Genomic DNA, 25,435 nt, shown 5'->3' with positions numbered 1-25,435 from the left:
CCCGCCGTGTCGAGCCCGGCGCCCGCGGCGGGCTCGACGTTCGGGACCATCCCGGCGCCGACGACGACCACGTCCGCCTCCAGGACCGTCCCGGAGCCGGTGGTGAGGACGGCCCCGGACGCGGTCTCGGCGTAGCGCTCGACGGTCTCGCCCGTGCGCAGGTCCACGCCGTTCGTGCGGAGCAGCGCGGCCATGACGTCGCCCATCAGGTCGCCGAGGACGTGCCCGAGCGGCCGTCCCGCCCGCTCGACGACCGTGACGTGCGCGCCCCGCGCGAGCGCCGTCGACGCGACCTCGCAGCCGATGAAGCCCGCGCCGATCACCGCGACCCGCGCGCCGGGGCGCAGGTCGGCGCGGAGCCGGTCGGCGTCGGCGACGGTCCGGAGGTGGCGGACGCGGTCGCCCCGCACGCCTGGCAGCTCGCGGGGGCGGCCGCCCGTCGCGATGAGGAGGGCGTCGCCGCGCACGGACGTCCCGTCCGCCAGCTCAAGGGCCCGCTCGGCGGGGCGGACCGCCGCCGCCGCGACGCCGAGCCGCAGCTCCACGTCGTTCGCGGCGCACCAGTCGGGGGTGAGCAGGCACAGCTCGGCGCGGTCCTGCCCGCCCGCGAGGTACTCCTTCGACAGCGGCGGGCGCTGGTAGGGGGCGTCGTCCTCGGCGCCGACCAGCGTGACGCGGCCGTCGAAGCCGCGGCGGCGCAGCGTGCGGGCCGCGACGGCGGCGGTCTGCCCCGCCCCCGCCACGACGACCGACTCGATCACGGTTCCTCCCCCTGGGGCGGGACGGCGACGTACACGGCGTCGCCGTCGACGCGGACGGCGTGGACGGGCTGGCACTCGTCCCGGCCCTCGACCGCGCCGGTCGCCGGGTCGAACACCCACTGGTGGCCGGGGCAGATCACCCGCCCGTTCAGCACCGCGCCCTTGGACAGCGACCGCTGCTTGTGGACGCACGTGTCGTCCAGCGCGTAAACGTCGCCGCCGACGAGGAACAGCGCGATGCGCCGTCCCGCCACGGTCACCGCGAGGCGGCGGCGCCTGCGCACCTCGGCGAGCGGGGCGGCGTGCACCCACTCGCCGACCCGCGGGCCCACCGGTCCGCTCACGGGGCGTCGGGCCTGACGTAGGCGTCGTAGAGGCCCTGCGTGTAGGAGAACCGCATCTCCGCGCCCCACCGGCACATCCGCAGGCAGCGCTGCTGGAGCTCCGGCGTGTCGGCGTGGTCGAGGACGATCTGGTACCCGCGCTCCCCGTGCACCACGTCGGACGTGATGTGCAGGTCGAAGAACTCGATCTCGTCCTCGGTGAACCCGTACACCTCCCGCAGCGGCACGATCTGCTTGCGGTAGATGCCCGGCACCTGCGACTCCAGCCCGACGACGAGGGCGGCGGTCGCGACGACGAAGTGCTCGCGCATCGCGATCGAGTAGCACCACGCCTGGAGGCCGCGCGTGACGGCGTTCATGTTGTCCGGGTTCTCGACGCGCTCGCGGGTGGTGCCGCACGCCTCGGCGAACCGGATGAGCAGGTCGGTGTGCCGGATGTCGGCCAGCTCCTCCTCGTACATGTTCTGGAGCGTGAAGTCCTTGGCGCCCGTGAACTCGTCCGGGGTGTTGGCGTAGACGTAGGCGAGGTAGTCGGCGAACGGGCCCACGTAGTGGTAGTGGTTCTCGGCCCAGCGGGCGAAGTGCTCCCGCTTCAGCTCGCCCTCGGCCCACGCCCTGCTGAACGAGGCGTTCTTGGCCTCGCGGCCCTTGATGGCGTTCTCCAGCTCGGCGCGGAAATCGTCCCTTGACATCAGCTCTGCCATTTTACCGCTCCCTTCCTTTTCCTGATCAGAATTTCTCACGGTGAGATGTAGACGCTTTTCTCCTGCGTGTAGAAGAGCATCATCGACGGCCCGGCCTGCTCTTTGAACGTCTGCGTACTGGAGTCCTTGAGCCCGCCGAAGGGGACCGTCATCGCCATTCCGGACGTGGGCTGGTTCACCTTGACGAGTCCGCTCTCGGAGCGCCGCGCGAATTCCAGCGCCCGGTCGAGGTCGCGGGTGACGATCCCGGCGGAGAGGCCGTATCCGGTGCCGTTGGCGAGGGCGACCGCCTCGTCGAATCCGGACGCCCGCTGGAACGCCAGCACCGGCCCGAAGATCTCCTCTCGGGCGATCCGCATGTCCGGGGCGACGCCCTCGAAGACCGCCGGGCGGACGAAGAAGCCGTCGCCGTCGAGGCGCCGCCCGCCGGTGACGAGCTTCGCGCCCTCCGCCTCGCCGATCCGGATGTAGTCGAGGAACTTCGCCAATTGGAAGTCGGCGGCGAGCGGGCCCATGTCGACGCCGTCGCGCAGGCCGTCCCCGACGACCCGGGCCTCGGCGGCGCGGGCGACCCGGTCGAGCAGCTCGTCGTGGACGGCGCCGTGCGCGACGACCCGGCTCGTCCCCGTGCACGCCTGCCCGGACAGCCCGAACGCGCCCTTCACGATGATCCGCGCGGCGCGGTCGAGGTCGGCGTCGTCCAGGACGACCACCGGGTTCTTGCCGCCCATCTCCAGCTGGACCCGGCGCGACGGCCCGGCCGCGGCGTGCACGGACCGCCCCGCCGCCGTGGAGCCGGTGAACGTCACGGCGGCGACCCGGTCGTCCGCCGCGAGCGCCGCCCCGGCCCGCGCGCCGCCGTGCACGAGCGCGATCGCCGCCGGCGGCAGCCCGCCCGCGAGCAGCGCCTCCACCAGCCGCTGCGCCAGCAGCGGTGTGACCGGGCTCGGCTTGAGCACCACCACGTCGCCCGCCGCGAGCGCGGGCCCGACCTTCCGGGACGGGATGTTCAGCGGGAAGTTCCACGGCGTGATGGCGCCGACGACGCCCACGGGCTCCCGCCGCGTGTAGACGATTCCGCCGTCGTCCGCCGGGAAGCTCCGACCGGTGATGCGGTGCGCCTCGGCGGCGTAGAAACGGAGGTTGCGGGGAGTCCGGGAGATCTCCATGGCCGCCTCGGCGCGGGTCTTCCCCTCCTCGCGGACGAGTTCGACGACGAGTTCGCCCGCGCGTTCCTCCAGCCACCGCGCCGCCGCTTCGAGGACGTCCGCCCTCTTCCCGGCGGGGGCGGCCGACCATTCCCGGGCGCCTTCGACGGCGGCGGAGACGGCCGCGTCGACGTCGGCGGGCGACGAATCGGGGAATTCGCCGATGACGTCTTCGGGGTCGGCGGGATTGCGCCGCAGGAACGTCGCGCCGTCGGCCGCCGGGACCCATTCCCCGCCGATCCAGTTCCGGCCCTTGTGCATTATTCGTCCTTCGTGCTCAGACACCGAGGGCCACTCCGTCCTGGCGGGGGTCGGACGCGCCGAGCAGCGCGCCGTCCGCGACCGACACGATCTGGGCGCCGCCGCCCGCGTCCCACGCGCCCTGCACCACGACCCGGTGGCCGGACGCGCCCAGCGCCTCGATCCGGGCCGCGCCGAGCCGCGACTCGACGCGCAGCTCCGGCGGGCGCCCGAGGACGTCGGCGTCGCTGCCCGGATGGACGGTGAAGCGCGGCGCGGCCACGGCCGTCGCCGGGTCGTGGCCGTGGTCGAGCAGGTGCGACAGAAGCTGCGCGTTCCACTGGACCTGGCCGTCCCCGCCCGGCGTGTTGCCGACGTGCAGGAGGCGGCCCGCGGCATCGGTGACCAGCCAGGCGTTCAGCGTGTGCAGCGGACGGCGGCGCGGCCGCACCTCGTTCGGGTGCCCGTCGATCAGGTAGGCGCCGCGGCCGAGCCGGTTGTTGAGGACGATCCCCGTCCCCGGCACGGTCATCCGAGCGCCGAACGTGAAGGCCAGCGAGTGGATGAGGCTGACGGCGCGCCCGTCCGCGTCCACCGCGACCATCGAGGTCGTGTCGCCGCCCGCCGGGACCGGCACGGGAAGCGGCCCCGGCAGCTCGCCGGAGTCGAGCCGCGCGCGGGCCGCCGCCAGCGCGGCGGGGGCGAGCAGCCCGCGCCAGTGGTCGCTGTCCGCGCCGCACCCGGCGAACCGGTCGGCGAACGCGACGCGCGCGGCCGCCGCCATCCGGTGCACGGCCGCCGCCGCCAGCCAGGGCAGGCCGCCGAGCGCGCCGTCGCACAGGCCCGCCTGCTGCGCCACCATCCAGCCCGGCGTGGGCGGCGGCGTGAGATGCACCGTCCGGCCCGCGTAGGTGCAGGTCAGGGCGTCCTCGGGGACGGAGCGGGCGGTCGCCGTCCACTCGTAGCCGGAGAACGGCGCGCCCGCGGCGACCAGCGCGTCCACCGCGCGCTCGCCGAGCACGCCCGCGTAGAGGTCGGCGGGGTCGGCGGCGAGGCGGCGCAGCGCGGCGCCGAGGTCCCGCCGCACGAGCGGCTCCCCGACGCGCGGGACGCGCCCGCCCGGCAGGAACGCCTCCGCCGCCCCCGGGTCGCGGGACAGCGCGTCCCGGTGCTCGGCGATGTCGGCGCGGGTCTTCGCGGTGCAGGGCAGGCCGTCCTCGGCGGCGGCGACGGCGGGCGCCCACAGCTCGGGCAGCCCCCGCGACGCCGAGTCGGCGTGCAGGGCGGCGAGCGCGGCGACCGCGCCGGGCGCGGCGACGGCGAGGGCCCCCTCCAGCGGGACGGCGGCCAGCCCGCGGTCCCGGTAGAAGGCGGGCTCGCCGCCGTCCGGGCCGAAGCCGCTGCCGCCGAACGCGGCGACGGACCCGTCCGGGCGGCGCAGCAGCGCGAAGGCGTCGCCGCCGACGCCGCACTGCCCAGGCAGGGCGAGCCAGGAGAGCGCGGCCATCGCGAGGGCGGCGTCCACGGCGTTGCCGCCGGCCGCGAGGACGCGCGCCCCGGCCAGGCTCACCGCCGGGTGGCCCGCCGCGACCATCCCGCCGGACGCGACGGCGGGGCCGCGTCCGGGGAGTCCGAAACCGGCCGCGTCCGGGGCGTTCGCTGCTGACATGCCGCCCAGTCTCGGCGGCCGCCATCAGGGCCGATACGGACCGACCGCCGGGAATCGAGCGAATTCCTTGGGCACCCTGCACATCGGGCGGCGGCGTCGCCGGTTCCTCACCCGGGGGCTCGGCATGGTGCACAAAATGACCAAGCACGTCGTGTGCACGTTCCTCATTGCCCGTCCCGGAGCGATCGAGCACATTCTCTGCAACCGTTGCGCCCGTCGGCCTTGACCGGGTGCGCGTACAGGGAGGGGGCGCGCTTTGGGAGCCGCTCACTGGATCTATCTGTCCGGGATCATCCTCATCGTCGCCGTGATGATCGCCCGCAAGAACGTCGTGATCCCCGCGGTCGCCGCGACGTTCCTCACCGCCTGGGTGTTCACCGGGAACTTCGTCACGGGACTGGAGTCGATCTTCAACGCGAGCCTCACCGCGGCGACCGAGCTGTTCAGCATCTTCCTGATCATCGCGCTGGTGACGGCGCTGCTCGGGTCGCTGCGCGCGCTCGGCGCCGACCGCCGGATGGTGGAGCCGTTCCGGATCGTGATGCGGTCCGGGCACTCGGCGTTCTGGGTGCTCGCCGCCGTCACGTACCTGATCAGCCTGTTCTTCTGGCCGACCCCGGCGGTGCCGCTGATGGGCGCGATCCTGCTGCCCGCCGCGATCGCCGCCGGGCTGCCGCCGCTCAGCGCGGGCGTCGCGATCGCGATCGCCGGGCAGGGCATGGCGCTGTCCAGCGACTACGTCATCCAGGTCGCGCCCGGCATCTCCGCCAAGGCGGCGGGGGTGGACACCGGGTCGGTCGCCGACAAGTCCCTCGTCCTGTCGCTGATCACCGGCGGGGTCGCGCTCGTCCTCGGCTACCTCATGACCCGCTCGGAGTACCAGGAGCCGGACCCCGTGCTGCTGGAGCGGTGGGAGGCCGGAGAGTCGGAGGCCGCGGCGGCCGCGCCGCGCCGGTCGTTCATCCGGGTGCTGGTGGCGCGGCGCCTCCAGCCGGAGGCCGTCGCGGCGGGCGGCGGGGACGGGCCGGTGGCCGTCGTCGAGTCGGGATCCGGCGGCGGGTCCGGGGGCGGCGCGGGCGACGCGATGACGCGGCAGGCGCTGTCGTCGCTGGGCGACGGCCCCGAGCCCGGCGCGGACTGCCCGCGGCGCTCGAAGGCGTTCGCCACGCTCGTCCCGCTCGTCCTCGTCGGGCTGGTCGGCTACATGATGCTCGGCAAGTTCACCGGGCTCGTGCCCGAGGTCGTCGGCGGGGACGCCGCCGCGCTCGTCGGCGGCGTCGCGACCGCCCTGATGCTGTCCGCGACGATCGCGCGGGACGGCCGGAGCAGCCTGGAGCGCTGCGCCGACCACATCGTGGACGGCCTCGTCTTCTCCGTGAAGGCGATGGGCGTGGTCCTCCCGATCGCCGGGTTCTTCTTCATCGGCAACGCCGACTTCGCCGGGAAGATCATGGGCCTCGCGGAGGGGAAGGCGGCGCCGAACTTCCTGTTCGACATCGTCACCCGGATGCAGGACGGCATCCCCGACAGCCAGTACGTCGTCGGGTTCGGCGTGCTGATCATCGGCATGATCACCGGGCTGGACGGGTCCGGGTTCGCCGGGCTGCCGCTCACCGGGTCGCTGTCGGGGTCGCTCGGCCCGGCGTCCGGCGTCGACCCCGCGCTGCTCGCCGCGATCGGGCAGATGGGCTGCGTCTGGTCCGGCGGCGGCGTGCTCATCGCCTGGTCGTCGCTGCTCGCGGTGGCGGGGTTCGCGCGGGTGCCGGTGCTCGACCTCGTCCGGCGCTCGTTCCTGCCGGTGATCGCCGGGCTGGCGGTCGCCACCGTCGTCGGGCTCGTCATCTACTAGGGAGCGCCTTGACCGCGCCGTCCACGCCGTCCGCGCCGTCCGAGGAGTCGTCCGCGCCGTCCGCGCCGTCCGACGATCCGGCCCCCGCCGCCGCGCCGCCCGCGGCGGCGGGGGACCCGGCGCGCCTGCGCGCCGTGCTGCTCGTCCTGCTCACCTTCGGCGCCGGGACCACCGACGCCGTCGGGTTCCTCGGCATGGAGAAGGTCTTCACGGCCAACATGACCGGCAACATCGTCCTGTTCGGGCTCGCGGCGGGCGACGCGCACGGCGCCGACCTCGTCCGCTGCGGCGCCGCGACCCTCGCCTTCGCGCTCGGCCTGCTCGCCGGGTTCGCCGTCGCCGGACGTCCCGCGCCCGGACGCGTGTGGCCGCCGCGCGTCACCGCCGTGCTCGGCGTCGTCCTCGCGCTGCAGGCGGTGTTCCTCGCGGGCTGGGCGCTGTCCGGCGCGGGGCCGCGCGGCGGCGCGCTGGTCGCGCTCATCGCGCTGTCGTCCGCCGCGATGGGCGCGCAGACCGCCGCCGCCCGCAGCCTGGCCGCGGACGGGATCACCACCACGTTCGTCACCGGCACGCTGACCTCGATGATGGGCGCCCTCGCGGTCGGCCGGGGCGGCGCGGCCGGGCTGCGCACCTCGGTGATCCTCAGCCTCGCCGCGGGGGCCGCCGTGTCCGGGGCCCTGATGGCGGACGCCCCGGTCGCCGCCGCCGCGCTCAGCCCGCTCGTGCTCGCGGCCGTCATCGCGGGCGCGTTCCGCCTGCACGGCGCGCGGACGGGCTAGGGCGCGCCCGCCCAGCGGGCGCGGGCCATGTCGACGCGGCGGCCGTCCGGGCGCAGGGGCGTGCCCTCCACGCGGTACTGCTCGTGCGCCTCGACCTCGTGGCCGTCCGGCGGCCTGCCATCGGCGCGGACGACCCGCCACCACGGGACGCCGCCGCCGTACAGCGACATCACGCGCCCGACCTGGCGCGGGCCGCCGCGTCCGAGCAGCTCGGCGATGTCGCCGTAGGCGAGGACGCGGCCCGGCGGGATCCGCTCCACCGCGTCCAGGACGGCCTCCGCGTACTCGTCGGGTTCGGCGAACATCACGGCGACCCTAGCGGCGGCGGAGCGGGCGGGCCCGGCGGCGGGCCGAACCGGCGCGGATACGGCGGTTGCGCCCCGGGACGCGGCGGGAACGGCGAGGCGCCCGGCCCGAGCGGCGGGTCGTCGGCCGGACGGGGGTGGCGGCGCCGGAACGCCAGCGCGATCGCCCCCGCCGCGACCGCCCCGCCGATCCCGCCGAGCAGCAGCGCGATGATCAGCGGGCGGACCCAGCCGGGCCGCTGGATGATCTCCACGGGCCCCGGGTCGGCCGCGCCGAACCGCCGCCCCTCGGGCTTGCCGGGCGACTCGCCGCCCTGGGCGGACGCCAGCGAGTCGGCGGCGGCCAGCGCCCGCGCCGCGTGCACCTCGCCGAACCCGACGTTCGCGTCGTAACGCCCGGACGGCCCGTTCTTCACGCTCTGGATCAGCGCCTGCGCGACCAGCGCCGGGGCCATCTTCGGATGCTTCGCCCGGATCAGCGCGGCGATCCCCGACACGAGGGCGCTGGAGTCGCTCGTCCCGCTGCTCATGAAGTACTGGCCGCCGGGCGCGGCGACGGGCAGGCCGTCCCCCGGCGCCGACACGACCACCGAGAAGTTGCGGTTGGAGAACGGCGCGCGCTCGTGCCCCGGCTGCGTCGCGGCGACGGCGATCACGCCGGGGAACGACGCCGGGTAGGAGTAGGGCGCGAAGCCGTCCCCGTCCAGGGAGCGCTTGTCGTCGCCGTCGTTGCCGACCGCCGACACGACCACGACGCCCCGGCCGATCGCGTAGCCGATGGCGGCGCGCTCGTCGGCGACCTCCTCGTCCTTGCCGAGCGACAGGTTGATCACGTCGGCGCCGTGGTCGGTGGCGTAGCGGATGCCGCGCGCGACCGCGCCCTCGGCCTTGTCGGACGTCCGGTAGCTGAGGTAGCTCTTGTCCTCCGGCTCGCCGATCGCGCGGATCGCCAGCACGCGGGCCTCCGGCGCGATCCCGATCATCCCGGCCCGGCCGCCGGGGCCGTGCCCGTGCCCGGCGATCAGCGACGCCATCCCGGTGCCGTGCAGCCGCTTCGGCTTCGTCCCCGCGTCGATCTCGGCGAGCATGTTCGGGCCGGTGATGACGGACCCGGTGAGGTCGGCCTGGCCGGCGTCCACGCCGGAGTCGACGACGGCGACCGTCACGTTCCGGCCCTTGGTGATCTTCCAGGCGGCGTTCATGCCGAGCAGGTTCAGGACGGGCCGCTGCCGGTCGCGGACCTCGTCGGCGCGCGCGGGGACGGGCGCGAGCCACGTCCCGGCGAGCGCCACGGCGCCGGCGGCGGCCGCCGTCTTGACCCGGCGCCTCGGGGACCCGCGCATCAGCACCGCCACAGCGGGTCGTCGCAGTCCGGCAGGGACTTCGCCGACAGCGACCGCGCGATCGTGTGCCCGAGCTGCGGCGACAGCGCGAACGGCTCGCCCGGCCGCTCCTTCTTGACCGCGGCGGCGGGCCGCCCGTCGACCTGCCCGGACGTCGTCAGGACGACGTAGGGGCCGCCGCGGTCGATCGTCCGGTCCTGGCGGGCGTCGTCGGTGAACCGCGCGGACGCGGTGCCGGGGAACGGCGCGGCGTGCAGGGCGGGGCGGACGGTGCCCGTCCCGTCCGGGCCCTGCGCGCCGGGCAGCTCCTTGTAGGCGCGGTCGGCCTTCCACGGGTCGGGGAACGCGACGACGCCCACGGTGACGACGATGCCCTGGAGCTGGTCGACGTAGGTGGCGCGCAGGACGGCCCGGCACTCGTGCCTGCCGATCGTGTTCGCGATCTCCTCGTCCACGCCCTGCGCGCAGGCCGTGTCGGGGACGATGCCCGTCCGCGTCGCGTACTCGCTTTGCCCGGCCATCGGCTGGTAGGTGATCCGGTCGGGGAAGATGCGCCGCGCGGGCCACGCCTCCCAGCGGCGCGCGACCTCCTTGTTCGCGGCGATCTGCAGCTCGGCGCTGGTCGGCTCGCGGTTGAGCGTCGTCCACGCGCCGGTGAGGGACACGCCGGTGGTGAGCAGGTAGGCGCACCCCACGACGAGCGCCACGACCATCCACTGCCGCGCGCGGAGCCCGAGGACGGTCAGCGGCGGCGGTCCCGGCGGGCCGGGCGGAGCGGGCGGGGCGGGCGGGCCGGGCGGGCGCGGCGGGCCGGGCGGCGCCCATGGCGGAGGCCCCGGCGGGCCCCCGGCGAAGGGCACGCCGGACGGGCCGGCGGGCATGCCGGGCTGCTGCGGTGGCCGCGGCGGATGCGGCTGCTCGGAGGGGGGCAGGAACGCCACAACAGTCAAGATTAACTGTGCTTCGCGACATTCCGCCCTGACAACGGGGTGAGGGGGGCGTCCGGGGCCGGTCCCACGGGGATACGGCGCGGGCGACGTTCGGGAATGCGGCGGCGCATGGCAAGGTTGTGCGGTGGGAGGACGGTGACACCCGCCGTCCGGCCCCGCCCTTCGAACGAGCCCAGCACAGGAGCGTCCACCGTGTCGTTGCCACCTCTGGTAGAGCCCGCAGCGGAGCTCACCCGCGACGAGGTCAACCGCTACTCGCGGCACCTGATCATCCCCGACGTGGGCATGTCCGGGCAGAAGCGCCTGAAGAACGCCAAGGTCCTGGTCGTCGGCGCGGGCGGGCTCGGCTCTCCGGCCCTGCTGTACCTCGCCGCCGCCGGGGTCGGCACGCTCGGCGTCATCGACTTCGACGTCGTGGACGAGTCCAACCTGCAGCGCCAGATCATCCACCGGCAGTCGTCCCTCGGCAAGCCGAAGGTCGAGTCGGCGGCCGACACCGTCCGTGAGATCAACCCGCTGATCGACGTGGTCGTGCACAACACCGCGCTCGACCGCGACAACATCATGGACATCTTCTCCGGCTACGACCTGATCCTCGACGGCACCGACAACTTCGCCACCCGCTACATGGTGAACGACGCGGCCGTCCTGCTCGGCAAGCCGTACGTGTGGGGCTCGATCTACCGGTTCGACGGCCAGGCGTCGGTGTTCTGGGCCGAGCACGGACCCTGCTACCGCTGCCTCTACCCGGAGCCGCCGCCGCCCGGGATGGTCCCGTCCTGCGCCGAGGGCGGGGTGCTCGGCGTGCTCTGCGCGTCGATCGGCTCCATCCAGGTGAACGAGGCGATCAAGCTCCTCACCGGCATCGGCGAGCCGCTCGTCGGCCGCCTGATGATCTACGACGCGCTGGAGATGACGTACCGGTCGGTCAAGGTCCGCAAGGACCCGGAGTGCCCGCTGTGCGGGAAGAACCCGACGCAGACCGAGCTGCTTGAGGACTACGAGGCGTTCTGCGGCGCGGTCTCCGAGGAGGCCGCCGAGGCCGCGCAGGACTCCACGATCACCGTCCTCGACCTGAAGGGCATGCAGGACCGCGGCGAGGACATCTTCCTGGTGGACGTCCGCGAGCCCAACGAGTACGAGATCGTCTCGATCCCGGGCGCGACGCTGATCCCGAAGGGCGACTTCCTGAACGGGTCGGCGCTGGAGCGGCTGCCGCAGGACAAGAAGATCGTCCTGCACTGCAAGTCGGGCGTGCGTTCCGCCGAGGCCCTCGCGGTCGTCAAGAACGCGGGCTTCGCCGACGCCGTCCACGTCGGCGGCGGCATCCTCGCCTGGGTCAACCAGATCGACCCGTCCCAGCCGAGCTACTGACCTGACACGAAGACCCCGGAACCCCGTCGCGGAGGTTCCGGGGTCTTCCGCGTTCTCAAACCCAGACCAGCTCGGAGTGCAACCTCCGCGACGCGCTCTCCGGACTGATCCACCGCCCGAACCCACCGCCCCGCGCGAAGACGGTCGCCGCCGCCCCGCCCGGCAGCGCGATCCCGTAGGCCACGACCTCCCGGATCACCGCGTAGTCCTCGTCGAGGTCCTCCTGAACCAGGACGAACAGCCGCGGCGCCTCGCTCGTCCCCGCGTCCACCGCGTGGTAGACAGGCGTCTGTTCGGATTCGTGGACGTCATCCATCCGGGTGCTCCCTTCCGAGCGACGGCCGGGACGGACGTAGCCGCCAAGCACAGCTCCGTCCCGGCCTTCTCTTCAGATGATCTTTGCAACTCTCTGCGCAACCCCTTGCACTCTGCGTATACTTGCATTACACATGGCGTGAAGCAAGTTGCGTTGGACAATTAGTAACTGATCTTTTCGGGCGCTCGGAAGGACCGACGAGATGGCGGCCACACCACGACCGGGGACCCTGCGCTCCCAATGGCTGGGGCAGCAACTCCGCGAGCTACGCGACAGCAAAGGCATCCTGCTCAGAGACGCCGCCGAATACCTCCAGCGAGACACCGGAACCGTCAGCCGGTACGAGACGGGCTTCTATCCGATCCGCCGTCCGGATCTCCTCGCGCTTCTCGACCTGTACGGCATCTCGGACGCCTCATTGCGAGAGAAGCTGCTCAACCTCAGCAAGGACGTCTGGCAAAAGGGATGGTGGGACGGCTACGCCGACGATGTCGCCGGTTCGCTGATCGACTACATCTGGCTGGAATCCCGCGCCACGCACATCCGCTCATACGCCACCATCGTGGTTCCGGGCCTGCTCCAGACGCCGGAGTACGCGAGGGAGGTGATCCGCATCAACGAGGTTGGAGCGACGTCCGACCAGATCGACCGCTGGCTCGAACTGAGGATGACCCGACAGGAGATCCTGGCGGGCGAGCAGCCGCCCCGGCTTTCGGTCGTCCTGGACGAGGCGGTCCTGCACCGCCAGATCGGTGACCCCCGAATCATGGAGGCGCAACTCCGCCACCTCGCCGAGCGCTCGGCCGATCCCTCGGTGGACGTCCGCGTCCTCCCCTTCCGCGCGGGCACACCGGCCAGCACGCACGGCACCTTCTCAATCTTCGAGTTGCCGACCCCCTTCCCAGAAGTCGCGTACACCGAGACGATGGCAGGTGCCATCTACATCGAATCGCCCCAAACCAAGCGGTTCGACGAGGCCCACGCTGGGCATGAGGCCCGAGCCCTCGGCCCAACCGAGTCGGCCAACCAACTCCTGGCGATAGCAGAGGAATGGCAGTGAGCAAGGCAGAGAAACACGAGACACTCCCCCCTCAAGAACGCACGACCATCCCCTGGCACATCAGCACCTACAGCCCCGACAACGGCGGTAGCTGCGTGGAGGCAGGCCCCCTGACTGACGGCACCGACCGCGTCGCCGTCCGCCACAGCCACCGGCCCGACGCCGAACTCATCCTCTACACCCGCGCCGAATGGGAAGCCTTCCTCGCAGGCGTCCGCAACGGAGAATTCGACTTCTTCACCAACTAGAGGCACCGTCGGCCCCCTGTTCACGAGCGCGGCCAGCCAACCATCAAGGAACGCCGCCCGACGCGCCAAGCCCCCATACCGCTCGGAGGGGCGACTGGGGGGACACTCTGGGGGACGGCTCCGGGCGGAAAGCCGTGGAGAAGAGGAATGGCAGTGAGCAAGGCAGAGAAACACGAGACACTCTCCCCTCAAGAACGCACGACCATCCCCTGGCACATCAGCACCTACAGCCCCAACAACGGCGGCAACTGCGTCGAAGCCGGACCGCTCACGGACGGCACCGACCGTGTCGCCGTCCGCCACAGCCACCGCCCCGACGCCGAACTCATCCTCTACACCCGCGCCGAATGGGAAGCCTTCCTCGCAGGCGTCCGCAACGGAGAATTCGACTTCTTCACCAAGTAGAGGAACGCCGCCGGACGCGCCAAGTCCCTATACCGCCCGGAGGTCCGGGTGGGGGAACAATCCGGAGGACGGCTCCGGGGGTACGGCGGGGGCGGTGCGAGAGCCGACCTGCGCCTGCTGGCCGCAGTTGATAAGGCAGCATCCCTCTAAGTCGCGGGATTCTGGCGGGCTTCGAAAAGTCGTGGAGAAATTGGCGGCGGGGTGGCATGATCTTCGTTCATGAAAATTGAACACCGGGTCGTGTCCGGGGGTGCGGCGGTGGCCGTGGCCGCGGGGGTGCTGGTCGGCGCGGGCGGCGCCGCCGGTGCCGAGACGCTGAAGTTCCGCATCGAGGTGCCGAGGCACCTGTCCGTCAGCAAGGGCGAGTACAGCAAGTCCTGCGCGATGGACGTGTGGGTGTGGGGCACCGAAGGTTCCACGGTCGCCTATTCCAAGGTCAGCCTCATCGGCCCCGACGGGGAGACCGGGCCCCCGTACAACCGGGTCCTTCCCGGTTACCAGGTCGGTTATGGAGTCGGTTGCGCGACCGTTCCGCAGGACGCCGGGAAATACCGGATCCGCGTCGTCGCCTACAACAAGAGCGGAAAGGCGCTCGGCAGCCGCGAGGACTACTGGTACGAGAAGCTCGACACCGTCGTCCAGAACTTCAACGCGGCGCCCGAACCGGTTCGGAAGGGCAAGACCCTGTACGTGTCGGGGCGGCTGCGCCGCGTGAACAACATCGGCACCGGTTACACGGGGTACTCGGGCAAGAGCATGCGGATCTATTTCCGTCCGAAGGGCGGAAAGACCTGGACGTACATGGGGTCCGCGAAGACGAATTCCAGCGGCGACTTCCGCAAGGGGTTCACGGCCAAGGCGTCCGGGACGTGGCGGGCCTACTTCCCCGGCACGAGCCGTTTCGACAAGCAGGCGTCCCGGGACGACTACGTCCAGGTGCGCTGATAGCCGGGAAATGAGTTCGGCCGCTTCGCGTCCGAGAATGGACGCGAGGCGGCTGAAGCGTCAACTATGTGGTTCGTTCCACAAGCGGCTCAGCAGCGCGGACAGGTCGTGGACGGTCTCGAACCCGTACCGCTCGGCGAGGGAGCGCTCGTGCGCGCGGGCCAGCGCGTCCAGGCGGGTGAGCTTGGCGCGGCCCAGTTCGGACACGTGCACCGACACCCGGCGGCGGTCGCGGGCGGAGTGGGTGCGGTAGAGGAAGGCGGAGTCGACCAGGGAGTCGACGAGCCTGGTCAGCGTGGGGTGCGGGATCTCGACGACGACGGCGAGCTCGCCCATCGAGACGTCGTCGGCGTGGGCGAGGGCGCGCAGCACCCGCCACTGCTCGACGGACATGCCCTCCTCGTCGAGGAGGGCGCCCAGGCCGCGGGCCAGGGCGCGCTGGGTGCGGGTCAGGAGGTCGACGAGTTCGGCGAGTCCGGCGCCGGTCGTCCGCTCCAGGGTCGTCTCGTGCCGCTCCGCCACTGTTCCTCCTCGCCGTCCGGGCCCCGTCCAGAGCATACTTGCCGGGTCATGAACAGTTCGGCGGTCGTGCGCACAGTCGTCAGGGACAGCATGGAACTGCTGGTCGCCGGGCCGGACCCGGCGGCGCTGCGGCTCGGGCTGCTGCTCCCGCTGTCCGGGTCGCTCGGGCTGACCGGGCCGTCCGGGCTGAGCGCGGCCTGCCTCGCGGCGACCGAGGTGAACACGGCGGCGTCGCTGGAGCGGCGCGTCGAGCTGGTGCCGGTGGACGCCGGGCGCGCGCCCGGCGCGGTCGCGGACGACGCCCGGCTGCTCGCCGACGCGGGGCTGGTCGACGCGTTCGTCGGGTTCCACACGAGCGACGTCCACCGGGCCCTGGAGGCGGCGCTCGCCGGACGCGCCCCCTACGTGTTCACGCCGCCGCACGAGGGCGGCCCGCGCGGCGCCGGGGTGGTGCTGCTCGGCGACTCGCCCGGACGGCAGTTCACCCCCGCGATGCTGCGGCTGGCCGAGCGGCGGGGCCTGCGGCGGTGGGCGCTGGTCGGCAGCGACTACATCTGGCCGCAGTCGGTGCACCGGGTGGCCTCGCGGACGGTCCGCTCGCTCGGCGGCACGGTCGTCCTCGACCGGCTGCTCCCCTTCCCGTGGGCGGCCGGTGAGACGGGCTTCGAGGAGCTGGTGGACGCCATCGCCCTGGCGCGCGCGCAGGCCGTCCTGGTCAACCTGGTCGGACGCGACCTCGCGTTGTTCAACCGGGTGTTCGCGGCGTCGCGGCTGGCGACCGGGGTGGTGCGGCTGTCGGGGGCGCTGGAGGAGAACGTCCTCCTTGCGGGCGGCGGGGACGACACCGGGGAGCTGTACTCGGCGATGCGGTCGTTCGCCGGGCAGGGCGACGAGCGGCGGCTCGCGCTCGCCGAGCGCTACCGGACGGCGTTCGGCGCCGCCGGTCCCGTCCTCGACACGTACGCGGAGGGCTGCTACGACGGCGTCCACCTGCTGGCGGCGCTCGCCGCCGCGGGCGCGCTGACCCCGCGCCGGGCGCGGGGCGCGGCGGCCCGGCTGCTCGCCGCCGCGGGCGACCCGGCGGTGCGGCGGGCGTGGTGGGCCTCGCCGCTTGGACCGCCGTCCGCGGACGGCTATCTGGCCCGGGCGGACGGCCTCGACCTCACCGTCGTCGCACGCCTGTGAACTGCTTGTTCGTTAAAGCTTTCCATTTGAAAGGAATGTCTCTAGGCTGCGCGCTGGACCGGCGGCCCGATCAGGGCGGCGCCGGAGGAAGGACCGCCAATGGCCGTCGATTCAGCGCAGCCCGAGGGCATCGAGCGCTACGGGTACACCCAGGAGCTCCGGCGCTCGCTCGGCTTCCGGGACCTGGTGGTCTACGGGCTGATCTTCATGGTGCCGATCGCGCCGTTCGGCATCTTCGGCAGCGTCTTCCAGGGCTCGGGCGGCATGGTCGCGCTCGCCTACGCGATCGGGATGCTCGCCATGCTGTTCACCGCCGGGTCGTACGCGCAGATGTCGCGCGCGTTCCCGATGGCGGGCTCGGTCTACACCTACGCCGGACGGGGCCTCAACGCGCCGGTCGGGTTCCTGTCCGGCTGGATGATCCTGCTCGACTACGTCCTGGTGCCGAGCCTGCTGTACCTGATCGCGAGCGTGGCGATGAACTCGCTCGTGCCGGACGTCCCGGTGTGGCTCTGGCTGGTCGCGTTCGTCCTGCTCAACACCGCCGTGAACTACTTCGGCATCGAGATGACCGCGCGGATCAACCGGATCATGCTGGTCGCGGAGCTGATCGTGCTGGCGGTCTTCCTGGTGATCGGCGTCGTGGCGCTGGCGCAGGGCAAGGGCCACGGCGGCGGCGGGTTCCATCCGATCTACAACGGCGCGACGTTCTCCTGGAGCCTCGTCTTCGGCGCGGTGTCGATCGCCGTGCTGAGCTTCCTCGGCTTCGACGGCATCTCGACGCTCGCGGAGGAGAACCGCGAGTCGGCCCGCGCCATCGGACGGTCCATGGTCGCGGCGCTGCTGCTCGTCGGCGTGCTGTTCATCGTCCAGACGTGGGTGGCGTCGCTGCTGGTCGCCGACCCGGACGGGCTGATCAAGAACGGCGACGCGGAGGGCACCGCGTTCTACGACGCGGCCGACGTCGCGGGCGGCGTCTGGCTCGCCAAACTCACGGCGGCGGCCACCGCGATCGCGTGGGGCTTCGCGAACTCGCTCGTCGCGCAGGCCGCGACGTCCCGGCTGCTGTACGCGATGGCGCGGGACCGGCAGCTCCCCCGCTTCCTCGCCAAGGTGGACCCGAGGCGGCAGGTCCCGGTCAACGCGACGCTGCTGGTCGCGGCGGTCTCGATGGCGCTCGGCCTCTACATGGAGCACCGCGACGACGGCATCACGCTGCTCAGCTCGCTGGTCAACTTCGGCGCGATGACGGCGTTCCTGGTGCTGCACGTGTCGGTCGTCGTCCACTACGTCGTCCGGTCGGGGAGCCGGGACTGGTGGCGGCACCTGATCGCGCCCGCCGCCGGGTTCGGGATCCTCGGCTACGTCGTCTACAACGCGGACGTCGCCGCGCAGGAGCTCGGCTTCGTCTGGCTCGGCATCGGCGTCGCCGTGCTGATCGGGCTGCTCGTGCTGCACCGGCGTCCGGCGCTGTCCGGCATCTCGGGCGACGGGGACGGCGGCGCGGAGTAAGCCTCAGCGTCCGCGCAGGAGCAGGCGCGCCAGCCTGCGCGGACGCTTGCGGTGCCAGGCGGCGCGCTCGTTCGACTCGGGGAACGGCTCGTCCGGGACGGGGACGCCGAGAAACGCGCACAGCGGCGCCCAGCCGTCCCGGACGTCGAAGACGAGCAGCCGCTCGGCCGGGACCGCCTCCTTCACCTCGGCGACGTGCCGCTCGAACACGGCGAGGACGTGCTCGCGGTCGTCGATTCGCCCGCCGAACACGCGGTCGAAGACGGTCGCGCGGGCCATCCTCGGGTAGAGGGCGAAGTCGGGCGACCGGCGCGCCACCAGCCACCGGACCATCCGGCGCCGCGGCGGGAGCCGCCGCTCGGCGAGCGCGCGGGCGAAGATCGTCGAGCTGACGCTGTCGTACCAGCGCGCCGGATCGCGGACGGTCAGGATCACCTTCGCGTCCGGGTAGTGCGCGGCGAGCTCCCGCCAGTAGGACGCGGCGGGCCAGTCGATCGCGGCGCGGAAGCCGTCGAACAGCGCGTCCCAGTCGGCCGCGCGGCCCTCCCCCACGTCGAGCCACTGCCGGACGCGGCGCGGCTCGGCGATCACCGTGGACATGTGGTAGCAGGGGCCGTGGCCGAGCCGCTCCAGGGCGGCCTTCAGCGAGGCCGTGCCCGTCCGCCCGAACCCCGCGCCGATCACCGTGAGCACTCTGGTCCGCCTTCGGTCCGGTTCTGATCCCGTTCTGATCCGTGCCGCGTAACTTCTTCGGTGCTCAAGCATTCTGCGTGGAATCAGGGAGCCGGACAATGAGCCTTTTCCCGCGTCCCCTTCTCGGCGCGCTCCTGGAATCGCCGCGCACGGCGGCGTTCGAGCACGGCGACCGGCTCGTGACCCGGGGCGAGCTGCTGGAGCTCGCCGGGACGATGGCGGGCGCGCTGCGCGACGCGGGGCTCGGGCCGGGGGACGGCGTCGCGGTGCGCACCGCCGTGTCACCGGAGGCGTTCGCCGCGCACCTCGCCGCGCACGTGCGCGGCTGCCGGGTCGTGGGCGTCCGGCCCGGATACCCGCCGGGGCAGCTCGCGCACGTGCTGGGGACGGGCGTCGACGCCCTCGTCGTCGACCGCGCGACCGAGACGCCCGGCCTGCTCGCGGCCGCCGGGTCCGCCAGGGTGCTGCGGCTGGACGACCTCGCCGCCGCGCGCTGTCCGACGCTCGACGTGCTGGCCCGTCCGGACGACACGGCGCTGCTCGCCTACACGAGCGGCAGCACCGGGCGGCCGAAGGGCTGCGCCGTCACCTACCGGGCGCTCAGCGCGCACTGGGCGTGGCAGCCGGCCGCGTGGGGCCCGGCCGCCGCCGCGTTCGCGGACGCGTTCGAGCGGTACCTGCTGTTCGGGACGCTGGCCAGCATGGTCGTGCTGGAGTTCCTCGCGCCGTGCCTGCTCGGCGGCGGCACCGCCGTGATCCCCGAGGACGACGGCCGCCCGCTGTTCCCGTACGCGATCGAGCGGTACGGGATCACCGGGTCGATCGTGACCGTCCCGAGGTTCGGGCAGATGCTCGACCTGCTGAGCGGCGGCGGCGCGCCGGACGTCCGGACCCTGCGGGCGCTGATGGTGTCCGGGTCGCCGCTCGGCCCGCACCGGCTGGCGGAGGCGGCCGAGCGGCTCGGCCCGGTCGTCTACAACGGGTACGGGCAGACGGAGGCGGGCTCGGTGTCGGTGCTCACCCCCGCCGACGTCGCGGCCGGACGGCTGACCTCGGTGGGCCGCCCGCATCCGGGCGTGGAGGTGAGCGTCCGGGACGAGCACGGCCGCGCGGCCCCGACCGGCGTGACGGGCGAGGTCCACGTCCGCAGCCCCTACCAGATGACGGGCTACTGGGACGACCCCGACGAGACCAGGGACGTCCTGCGGGACGGCCGCCTCCGCACCCGCGACCTGGGCCACTTCGACGCCGACGGCTACCTCCACCTGGACGGCCGCGTCCGCGACGCGGTCATGGTGAACGCGATGGTCGTGTACGCGGGCCCGATCGAGCGGGTCCTCGCCGGGCACCCCGACGTCGCCGAGGCGTACGTGGCGGGCGCGCCGGACGAGGAGACCGGCGAGGCCGTGCACGCGTTCGTCGTCCCGGCGCGCGGCCGGGCCCCGGGCGGCGCGGCGCTGGCCGAGATGGCGGCGCTCGTCCGGGACGAGCTGGGCGACGACAACGTCCCGAAGACGATCACGGTCGTCGGCGGCGTGCCCGCCGCGCCGAGCGGGAAGCCCGACAAGCGGGCCCTCCTCGCCGCCCACGGCCCCCGCCTCCGGCCCCCGGCCTCTTGACGAACGTTTCTGATCAACCTCTGAGATTCGGCGATTTCACTTGGGTTGACCGTTCAATCACATCGTCGTGGCGGAGGGTGTCGTGGCGAACCAACCCCTGGACTACCTGGTGATCGGCGCCGGACCGGCGGGCCTGCAACTGGGCCACTTCCTGACCGAGGCGCGCCGCGCGTACCTGATCCTGGAGGCGGGCCCCGGGCCCGGCACGTTCTTCCGGACGTACCCGCGGCACCGGACGCTGATCTCCAACAACAAGAAGCACACCGGGACCGCCGACCCGGAGCTGAACCTGCGGATGGACTGGAACTCGCTGCTTTCCGACGACCCGGAGCTCCTGTTCACCCGCTACTCCGACCGGTACTTCCCGCCAGCCGACGAGATGGTCCGCTACCTGGCGGACTTCGCCGAGCGCCGGGGGCTGGACATCGCCTACGGCACCCGCGCGGTCGAGGTGGCGAAGGACCCCGAGGGCCGCTTCCAGGTCACCGACGACCGGGGCGGCGTCCACGTCGCGGAGCGGCTGGTCGTCGCGACCGGGTTCGGGCGGCCGAACGTCCCGCCGATCCCGGGCATCGAGACGGCCGAGCTGTACGGGGACCACTCCACCGACCCGCGCGACTACGTGGACAAGCGCGTCCTCGTCCTCGGCAAGGGCAACTCGGCGTTCGAGACGGCGGAGAACCTGATCGAGACGGCGGCGGTGATCCACGTCGCCGGGCCGCACTCGGTGAAGCTCGCGTGGCGGACGCATTTCGTCGGCCACCTGCGCGCCGTGAACAACAACTTCCTCGACACCTACCAGCTCAAGTCGCAGAACGCGATCCTGGACGGCGAGGTCAGGCGGATCGAGCGGCGGCCCGGCGGCGGCTACCTCGCCACGGTCGCCTTCGCCCGCGCGGACGAGGTCACGAAGGACATCCCCTACGACCACGTGATCGTCTGCACCGGCTTCGCGCTGGACGCCTCGATCTTCACGCCGCGCTGCCGTCCGGCGCTGACGATCAACGGCCGGTTCCCCGCGCTCACCGCCGCCTACGAGTCGGTCGACGTCCCCGGCATGTACTTCGCCGGGACGCTCACCCAGTCGCGCGACTTCAAGCACGGCACCAGCGGGTTCATCCACGGGTTCCGGTACGGGACGCGGGCGCTGCACCGCGTCCTGGAGTCCCGCTACCACGGGGCCGCGTGGCCGGGCGCCGCGCTCACCGCCGACCCGGCGGAGCTCGCGGCGGCGGTGCTCGCCCGCGTCAACCGCAGCTCGGGGCTGTGGCAGCAGTTCGGCGTGCTCGCGGACATGATCGTCCTGGACCACGCGGGCGGGGCCCGGTACCTGGAGGAGGTCCCCGCCGACCTGGACGAGCCGGTCGCGACGGCCGTGCCGGGGCGTCCGCGCGGGCACTTCACGATCACGCTGGACTACGGGCCCGACCACGACAAGGTCGACCCGTTCGACATAGCGGTCACGCGGATCAGTCAGAGCGACTCGGAGCGGGCGCACGAGGGGCACTACCTGCACCCGATCGTCCGGCACCACGTGGACGGCGAGGTCGTGGCCGTCCACCACGTGACGGAGAACCTGGAGAACGAGTGGACGTCCGAGGAGGTCCACGTCGAGCCGCTGCGGGCGTTCTTCGCCCGGCAGGCGGCCAGGGCGACGGCGGTGTGACGTGCGGCCGCCGACGTCGGTCCGGGAGTTCGAGGCCGCCGCCCGCGCGCGGCTCGACCCGGCGCACTACGACTACTTCGCGGGCGGCGCGGGCGACGAGGTGACGCTGCGCGCCAACGAGGCCGCGTTCGGGCGGCTCGCGCTGCTGCCCCGCGTGCTCGGCGGCGCGGAGAAGCCGGAGCTCGGGGTGACCCTGCTCGGCGACCGCGCCGCCGCGCCGGTGCTGGTCGCGCCGACCGCGTTCCACCGGCTCGCCCACCCGGAGGGCGAGAAGGCCACCGCGCGGGCGGCGGCCGCCGCCGAGACGATCATGATCGTGAGCATGGCGGCGACGGTCGCGGTCGCCGACGTCGCCGCCGCCGCGCCCGGCGCCCGGCTGTGGTTCCAGCTCTACGTCCAGCCGGACCCGGCGTTCACCGAGCTGCTCGTCCGGCGGGCCGAGGACGCGGGGTGCGGCGCGCTCGTCGTCACCGCCGACTCGCCCGTCCGGGGCCGCCGCGACCGGGACGAGCGGCACGGCTTCCACGACCTGCCCGCCGGACTGTGCTGCGCGAACATGCGCGACGGGACCGGCCGGGTCCGCCCCATCGAGTTCTCCCCGGCGATCTCGTGGGAGCACGTCGACCGGCTCCGGGACATGACGTCGCTGCCGATCGTGCTGAAGGGCGTCCTGCACCCGGCGGACGCGCGGCGGGCGCTCGGCCACGGCGTCTCCGCGCTGATCGTGTCCAACCACGGCGGGCGGCAGCTCGACACCGTCCCGGCGGCGGTCGAGGCGCTGCCCGACGTCGTGGAGGCGGTGGCGGGGACCGTGCCGGTGCTGCTGGACGGCGGCGTCCGGCGCGGCACCGACGTGCTGAAGGCGCTGGCGCTCGGCGCGTCCGCCGTCGCGGTCGGGCGGCCCGTGGTGTGGGGCCTCGCGGCGGACGGCGAGCGGGGCGTCCGGCGCGTCCTCGACCTGCTGCGGACCGAGGTGGAGGAGGCGCTCGCGCTGTGCGGGGCGCGGTCCGTCCACGACCTCGGGGCGGACCTGGTGCGGCGGCCATGCTGACCGCGCTCGCCGTCCCGGCGGCGGTGCTCGCGGTGCTGGCGAGCCTGCCGTGGTGGCTGCCCGGCCGGGTCGTCGCGCTGCGCGGCCGGGTGTTCGCCCGGATCAACGGCGGCGAGGGCATCCCGGTGCCCGGCGACCTCGTCGGCGTCGGCCTGTTCCGGGAGGTGTACTCCCACCCGGCGGCGGGCGGGCGGAGCCGGGGCGCGGTCCTGTCGGACCTGTTCTGGTACTGGCTGTCGCCGGGCGCCCACGTCCACCAGGAGCATCTGGAGGCGGGCGAGCGGTACGACGCGGTGGCGCGGGCGACGCGGCGGTTCCTCGCCGTCCCGCGCGCGGAGGCCGAGGAGCTGGCCCGCCGGTGCGTCTCTCGCGTCCTGGACGAGGAGGTCGGCGCCGAGGACGCCGGGGACCGGGCCCGGCTCGTCCGGCTGCGCGACCTCATGATGCCGGTCTGGGCCGAGTTCTACTTCGAGCTGGTGTTCGGCGAGCCGTGCCCGCGCGCCGCCCGCGACCTGATCGTCGGGAACGCCGACGACGTCGTCACCGCGCTGAAGTGCTGCGGGCTCCGCCACATGGCCCGGCGGGACCGCCTCACCCGCTACCTGCGGGGGCGGCTCGGCGACGTCCGGCACCCGCTCCCGGACGGCCTCTCCGCCGAGGAGCAGGCGTACTACCTGCAAGGAACGTTCTTCAACACGGCGGTCGTGCAGATGTCGGAGGCGATGGCGCACCTGCTGATGGTGCTCGCGCGCCACCCGGACGCCGCCGCCACCGCGCTCACCGGCGACGACCGCGCCTTCGACCGCGTGCTGCAGGAGACGCTGCGGCTCTACCCGCTGTTCGGCGTCGCGCACCGCATCACCACCGGCGACATCGACCTCGGCGGCGGGACCACCCTGCCCGAGGGCTCGGTGCTCTGCTTCGGCTACCCCGAGTTCCACCGCGCCGGGTTCGCGGAACCCGACCGGTTCTGCCCGGAGCGGTTCCGGGACGGCCCGGCCGCCCGCGAGGTCAACCACATCCCGTTCGGCATGCCCGCCAACCGGCCGTGCCCGGCCTGGCGGCTCGCTCCCCTCACCATGCGGGCCGCGGCCCGCGAGACCGTCCGCCGGTACGCGCTCGCGACGGCGGCGGCGCACACCCGCTCGCTCCCCAACCGGGGGCCGTGCCTGCTCGTCCCGCGCGGGGCGCCGGCCCGGACGCGCCGCGCCGCGCTCCTGTTCCTCTGGTCGCGTGACCGGGTGGAGGACGTGTGGCGCAGCCTCGTCCAGCTCGTCCTCGGCACCTACATGGTCTGGGACGCGCGGCGGCAGCGGCTCTGCGAGCGCCATTTCGCCCAGTTCGCGCAGATGGAGAAGAGCCATGCTCCCGACCGCAGCGGCTCCCGCTGACCCCAACCTCGCGCTCGTCCTCGACGTGATGCCCGCGCTCGTCGTCATCCTGCTCGCCGCGTGGGCGTGCGGGCGGCTCGCCCTCACGGTCGGCCAGCCGCGCGTCCTCGGCGAGATGGTCGCGGGCGTCCTGCTCGGCCCGACGCTGTTCGGGCAGGTGTGGCCGGACGGCCAGCGGGCCCTGTTCCCGCCGCAGGTCAGGCCCGTCCTGTATGTGCTGAGCACGCTCGGGCTGACGCTCTACATGTTCCTCGTCGGCGCGGGCCTCGACCACGGCTCCCGGACGCCGGGCGAGGGCCGCCGCGCGCCCGTCCTCGCGCTGTCGGGGATCGTGCCGTCGCTCGCCCTCGGCTTCGCGGTCGGCGCGGCCTTGTACGGGACGCTGTCGCGGCCGGACGTCAGCCGCTGGCACTTCGCCCTGTTCGTCGGCGGCGCGCTGTCGCTGACCGCGTTCCCGATGCTGGCCCGGATCCTGTACGAGCGGGGCCTGGAGAACTCCCCGCTGGGCCGGCTGTCGCTGCTCGCCGCGTCCATCGACGACGCGGCGGCGTGGTGCCTGCTCGCCGTCCTGTCGGCGTGGCGCCTCGGCACCGGACCGGACGGCGCGCTGCGCACCATCGTGCTCGCCGCCGTGTTCGCCGGGGTGATGCTGCTGCCGGTCGCGCGGCTGCTGCGCCCGCTCGGCCGGGAGGTCGGCCGGACCGGCTCGCTCGGCCCGACGGCGCTGTACGCCGTCGTGCTCGTCCCGCTCACGGCGGGCTGGATCACCGACTGGATCGGCGTCTACTCGGTGTTCGGCGGGTTCGTCGCCGGGCTCGCCATGCCCCGCGACCCGGCGTTCCGCCGGGTGCTGCACGCCCGGATGATGGGCGTCGTCTCGACCCTGCTGCTGCCCGTGTTCTTCGCCTTCTCCGGCCTGAACACCGAGCTGGGCGGCATCACCGGCGGGACCATGCTGCTCGCGTTCCTCGCGATCATGGCCGCCGGGTTCTGCGGGAAGTACTTCGGCTGCGCGCTCGCGATGCGCGGGCTCGGCTTCGACCGGCGCGACTCCTACGCGGTCGGCGGGCTGATGAACGCGCGCGGGCTGATGATCCTGATCTTCATCAACATCGGGCTGGCGCAGGGGATGATCACCCGGCAGCTGTTCGCGATGCTGGTGCTGGTCGCGGTGATCACCACGGCGAGCGCCGTCCCGCTGTACCGGCTGGCGCTGCCCGAGCGGCTGGAGCGCACCCGCGTCCCGGCCGAGCCGGAGGCCGTCCCGGAGGCGGCCTGACCGCACAAAGTTGATCA

At 73.5% G+C, this 25,435-nt stretch carries 25 protein-coding genes; 14 read left to right on the top strand and 11 right to left on the bottom strand.

Annotated elements, in window-relative coordinates:
• The 5 genes from ACH01S_RS15355 to ACH01S_RS15335 form a co-directional block, all read right to left on the bottom strand.
• On the bottom strand, positions 1-761 hold a 761-nt coding region (locus ACH01S_RS15355), incomplete at its 3' end, for an NAD(P)/FAD-dependent oxidoreductase (protein ID WP_169809268.1).
• A complete protein-coding gene (locus ACH01S_RS15350; protein WP_218010268.1) occupies positions 758-1,105 on the bottom strand; it encodes a Rieske (2Fe-2S) protein in 348 nt (115 codons plus the stop codon). The genes ACH01S_RS15350 and ACH01S_RS15355, both read right to left, overlap by 4 nt.
• The gene (locus tag ACH01S_RS15345; RefSeq protein ID WP_067891335.1) at positions 1,102-1,809 is read right to left on the bottom strand and encodes an iron-containing redox enzyme family protein; all 708 of its coding nucleotides are present in this window, start codon (positions 1,807-1,809) and stop codon (positions 1,102-1,104) included. Before ACH01S_RS15345 ends, ACH01S_RS15350 begins: the two co-directional genes overlap by 4 nt.
• Positions 1,810-1,844: 35 nt before the next feature.
• Complete coding sequence (locus tag ACH01S_RS15340; protein WP_067891332.1) at positions 1,845-3,278, bottom strand: aldehyde dehydrogenase family protein; 1,434 nt, start codon at positions 3,276-3,278, stop codon at positions 1,845-1,847.
• A 16-nt stretch (positions 3,279-3,294) separates the two neighbouring features.
• Positions 3,295-4,926 carry a gamma-glutamyltransferase gene (locus ACH01S_RS15335; protein ID WP_067891330.1) on the bottom strand — a complete coding sequence of 544 codons (1,632 nt, stop codon included), beginning with the start codon at positions 4,924-4,926 and terminating at the stop codon, positions 3,295-3,297.
• A 256-nt stretch (positions 4,927-5,182) separates the two neighbouring features.
• Between ACH01S_RS15335 and ACH01S_RS15330 the strand changes: the two genes are divergently transcribed.
• The gene (locus ACH01S_RS15330) at positions 5,183-6,775 is read left to right on the top strand and encodes a hypothetical protein (protein ID WP_067891326.1); all 1,593 of its coding nucleotides are present in this window, start codon (positions 5,183-5,185) and stop codon (positions 6,773-6,775) included.
• An 8-nt stretch (positions 6,776-6,783) separates the two neighbouring features.
• On the top strand, positions 6,784-7,554 hold the full coding sequence (locus ACH01S_RS15325; protein WP_083980704.1) for a DUF1275 family protein: 771 nt from the start codon (positions 6,784-6,786) through the stop codon (positions 7,552-7,554).
• Here ACH01S_RS15325 and ACH01S_RS15320 read toward each other — a convergent pair.
• The 3 genes from ACH01S_RS15320 to ACH01S_RS45010 are packed head-to-tail and all read right to left on the bottom strand — an operon-like array spanning position 7,551 to position 10,143.
• A complete protein-coding gene (locus tag ACH01S_RS15320) occupies positions 7,551-7,859 on the bottom strand; it encodes an MGMT family protein (protein WP_067891322.1) in 309 nt (102 codons plus the stop codon). The two genes, ACH01S_RS15325 and ACH01S_RS15320, sit on opposite strands and share 4 nt — an antisense overlap.
• On the bottom strand, positions 7,859-9,202 hold the full coding sequence (locus tag ACH01S_RS15315; RefSeq protein WP_083980714.1) for a S8 family peptidase: 1,344 nt from the start codon (positions 9,200-9,202) through the stop codon (positions 7,859-7,861). Before ACH01S_RS15315 ends, ACH01S_RS15320 begins: the two co-directional genes overlap by 1 nt.
• A complete protein-coding gene (locus tag ACH01S_RS45010; protein WP_157406286.1) occupies positions 9,202-10,143 on the bottom strand; it encodes a hypothetical protein in 942 nt (313 codons plus the stop codon). Before ACH01S_RS45010 ends, ACH01S_RS15315 begins: the two co-directional genes overlap by 1 nt.
• A 201-nt stretch (positions 10,144-10,344) precedes the next feature.
• Here ACH01S_RS45010 and moeZ point away from each other — a divergent pair, with 201 nt between their 5' ends.
• Positions 10,345-11,526, top strand: coding sequence for an adenylyltransferase/sulfurtransferase MoeZ (moeZ, locus tag ACH01S_RS15305; protein WP_067891315.1), 1,182 nt, complete (start codon positions 10,345-10,347; stop codon positions 11,524-11,526).
• 55 nt (positions 11,527-11,581) lie between these two features.
• Here moeZ and ACH01S_RS15300 read toward each other — a convergent pair whose 3' ends face one another.
• Positions 11,582-11,842: a hypothetical protein gene (locus tag ACH01S_RS15300; protein WP_067891312.1), complete on the bottom strand. Its 261-nt coding sequence runs from the start codon at positions 11,840-11,842 to the stop codon at positions 11,582-11,584.
• A 202-nt stretch (positions 11,843-12,044) separates the two neighbouring features.
• Here ACH01S_RS15300 and ACH01S_RS15295 point away from each other — a divergent pair, with 202 nt between their 5' ends.
• From ACH01S_RS15295 to ACH01S_RS15280, 4 genes are all read left to right on the top strand, one after another.
• Positions 12,045-12,902: a helix-turn-helix domain-containing protein gene (locus ACH01S_RS15295; RefSeq protein ID WP_067891309.1), complete on the top strand. Its 858-nt coding sequence runs from the start codon at positions 12,045-12,047 to the stop codon at positions 12,900-12,902.
• Positions 12,899-13,150, top strand: coding sequence for a DUF397 domain-containing protein (locus ACH01S_RS15290; RefSeq protein WP_246236641.1), 252 nt, complete (start codon positions 12,899-12,901; stop codon positions 13,148-13,150). Before ACH01S_RS15295 ends, ACH01S_RS15290 begins: the two co-directional genes overlap by 4 nt.
• A gap of 153 nt (positions 13,151-13,303) precedes the next feature.
• Positions 13,304-13,555, top strand: coding sequence for a DUF397 domain-containing protein (locus tag ACH01S_RS15285; protein WP_255220198.1), 252 nt, complete (start codon positions 13,304-13,306; stop codon positions 13,553-13,555).
• A 219-nt stretch (positions 13,556-13,774) separates the two neighbouring features.
• Positions 13,775-14,500 carry a hypothetical protein gene (locus ACH01S_RS15280; protein WP_148344328.1) on the top strand — a complete coding sequence of 242 codons (726 nt, stop codon included), beginning with the start codon at positions 13,775-13,777 and terminating at the stop codon, positions 14,498-14,500.
• A 60-nt stretch (positions 14,501-14,560) separates the two neighbouring features.
• Here ACH01S_RS15280 and ACH01S_RS15275 read toward each other — a convergent pair whose 3' ends face one another.
• Positions 14,561-15,022: a MarR family winged helix-turn-helix transcriptional regulator gene (locus tag ACH01S_RS15275; protein ID WP_218010267.1), complete on the bottom strand. Its 462-nt coding sequence runs from the start codon at positions 15,020-15,022 to the stop codon at positions 14,561-14,563.
• Positions 15,023-15,070: 48 nt separating this feature from the next.
• On the opposite strand from ACH01S_RS15275, the gene ACH01S_RS15270 reads away from it, so the two are divergent.
• On the top strand, positions 15,071-16,207 hold the full coding sequence (locus ACH01S_RS15270) for an ABC transporter substrate-binding protein (RefSeq protein WP_067891297.1): 1,137 nt from the start codon (positions 15,071-15,073) through the stop codon (positions 16,205-16,207).
• A 99-nt stretch (positions 16,208-16,306) separates the two neighbouring features.
• A complete protein-coding gene (locus ACH01S_RS15265) occupies positions 16,307-17,719 on the top strand; it encodes an APC family permease (RefSeq protein WP_067891294.1) in 1,413 nt (470 codons plus the stop codon).
• Positions 17,720-17,722: 3 nt separating this feature from the next.
• Here the strand turns inward: ACH01S_RS15265 and ACH01S_RS15260 are convergent, their stop codons facing one another.
• A complete protein-coding gene (locus tag ACH01S_RS15260; protein ID WP_067891291.1) occupies positions 17,723-18,412 on the bottom strand; it encodes a sulfotransferase family protein in 690 nt (229 codons plus the stop codon).
• A gap of 98 nt (positions 18,413-18,510) precedes the next feature.
• On the opposite strand from ACH01S_RS15260, the gene ACH01S_RS15255 reads away from it, so the two are divergent.
• From ACH01S_RS15255 to ACH01S_RS15235, 5 genes are all read left to right on the top strand, one after another.
• On the top strand, positions 18,511-20,031 hold the full coding sequence (locus ACH01S_RS15255; protein WP_067891288.1) for a class I adenylate-forming enzyme family protein: 1,521 nt from the start codon (positions 18,511-18,513) through the stop codon (positions 20,029-20,031).
• A gap of 82 nt (positions 20,032-20,113) precedes the next feature.
• Positions 20,114-21,697, top strand: coding sequence for an NAD(P)-binding domain-containing protein (locus tag ACH01S_RS15250; RefSeq protein ID WP_218010266.1), 1,584 nt, complete (start codon positions 20,114-20,116; stop codon positions 21,695-21,697).
• A 1-nt stretch (position 21,698) separates the two neighbouring features.
• Positions 21,699-22,748 carry an alpha-hydroxy acid oxidase gene (locus ACH01S_RS15245; RefSeq protein ID WP_067891286.1) on the top strand — a complete coding sequence of 350 codons (1,050 nt, stop codon included), beginning with the start codon at positions 21,699-21,701 and terminating at the stop codon, positions 22,746-22,748.
• On the top strand, positions 22,742-24,139 hold the full coding sequence (locus ACH01S_RS15240; protein ID WP_067891283.1) for a cytochrome P450: 1,398 nt from the start codon (positions 22,742-22,744) through the stop codon (positions 24,137-24,139). Before ACH01S_RS15245 ends, ACH01S_RS15240 begins: the two co-directional genes overlap by 7 nt.
• Positions 24,111-25,418 carry a cation:proton antiporter gene (locus ACH01S_RS15235; RefSeq protein WP_067891280.1) on the top strand — a complete coding sequence of 436 codons (1,308 nt, stop codon included), beginning with the start codon at positions 24,111-24,113 and terminating at the stop codon, positions 25,416-25,418. Before ACH01S_RS15240 ends, ACH01S_RS15235 begins: the two co-directional genes overlap by 29 nt.
• Positions 25,419-25,435 lie beyond the last annotated feature (17 nt).

The sequence above is a fragment of the Actinomadura chibensis NBRC 106107 genome (genome assembly GCF_001552135.1).
GTDB lineage: Bacteria > Actinomycetota > Actinomycetes > Streptosporangiales > Streptosporangiaceae > Spirillospora > Spirillospora chibensis.
Note: the sequence above shows the minus strand (reverse complement) of the source record. Positions and strands in the feature narration are given on the sequence as shown.

Coding starts and splice junctions, on each gene's coding strand:
- ACH01S_RS15345 (WP_067891335.1), bottom strand. CDS start 1,809: ATGGCAGAGCTGATGTCAAGGGACGATTTCCGCGCCGAGCTGGAGAAC.
- ACH01S_RS15340 (WP_067891332.1), bottom strand. CDS start 3,278: ATGCACAAGGGCCGGAACTGGATCGGCGGGGAATGGGTCCCGGCGGCC.
- ACH01S_RS15335 (WP_067891330.1), bottom strand. CDS start 4,926: ATGTCAGCAGCGAACGCCCCGGACGCGGCCGGTTTCGGACTCCCCGGA.
- ACH01S_RS15320 (WP_067891322.1), bottom strand. CDS start 7,859: ATGTTCGCCGAACCCGACGAGTACGCGGAGGCCGTCCTGGACGCGGTG.
- ACH01S_RS15315 (WP_083980714.1), bottom strand. CDS start 9,202: ATGCGCGGGTCCCCGAGGCGCCGGGTCAAGACGGCGGCCGCCGCCGGC.
- ACH01S_RS15300 (WP_067891312.1), bottom strand. CDS start 11,842: ATGGATGACGTCCACGAATCCGAACAGACGCCTGTCTACCACGCGGTG.
- ACH01S_RS15295 (WP_067891309.1), top strand. CDS start 12,045: ATGGCGGCCACACCACGACCGGGGACCCTGCGCTCCCAATGGCTGGGG.
- ACH01S_RS15280 (WP_148344328.1), top strand. CDS start 13,775: ATGAAAATTGAACACCGGGTCGTGTCCGGGGGTGCGGCGGTGGCCGTG.
- ACH01S_RS15270 (WP_067891297.1), top strand. CDS start 15,071: ATGAACAGTTCGGCGGTCGTGCGCACAGTCGTCAGGGACAGCATGGAA.
- ACH01S_RS15265 (WP_067891294.1), top strand. CDS start 16,307: ATGGCCGTCGATTCAGCGCAGCCCGAGGGCATCGAGCGCTACGGGTAC.
- ACH01S_RS15255 (WP_067891288.1), top strand. CDS start 18,511: ATGAGCCTTTTCCCGCGTCCCCTTCTCGGCGCGCTCCTGGAATCGCCG.
- ACH01S_RS15240 (WP_067891283.1), top strand. CDS start 22,742: ATGCTGACCGCGCTCGCCGTCCCGGCGGCGGTGCTCGCGGTGCTGGCG.
- ACH01S_RS15235 (WP_067891280.1), top strand. CDS start 24,111: ATGCTCCCGACCGCAGCGGCTCCCGCTGACCCCAACCTCGCGCTCGTC.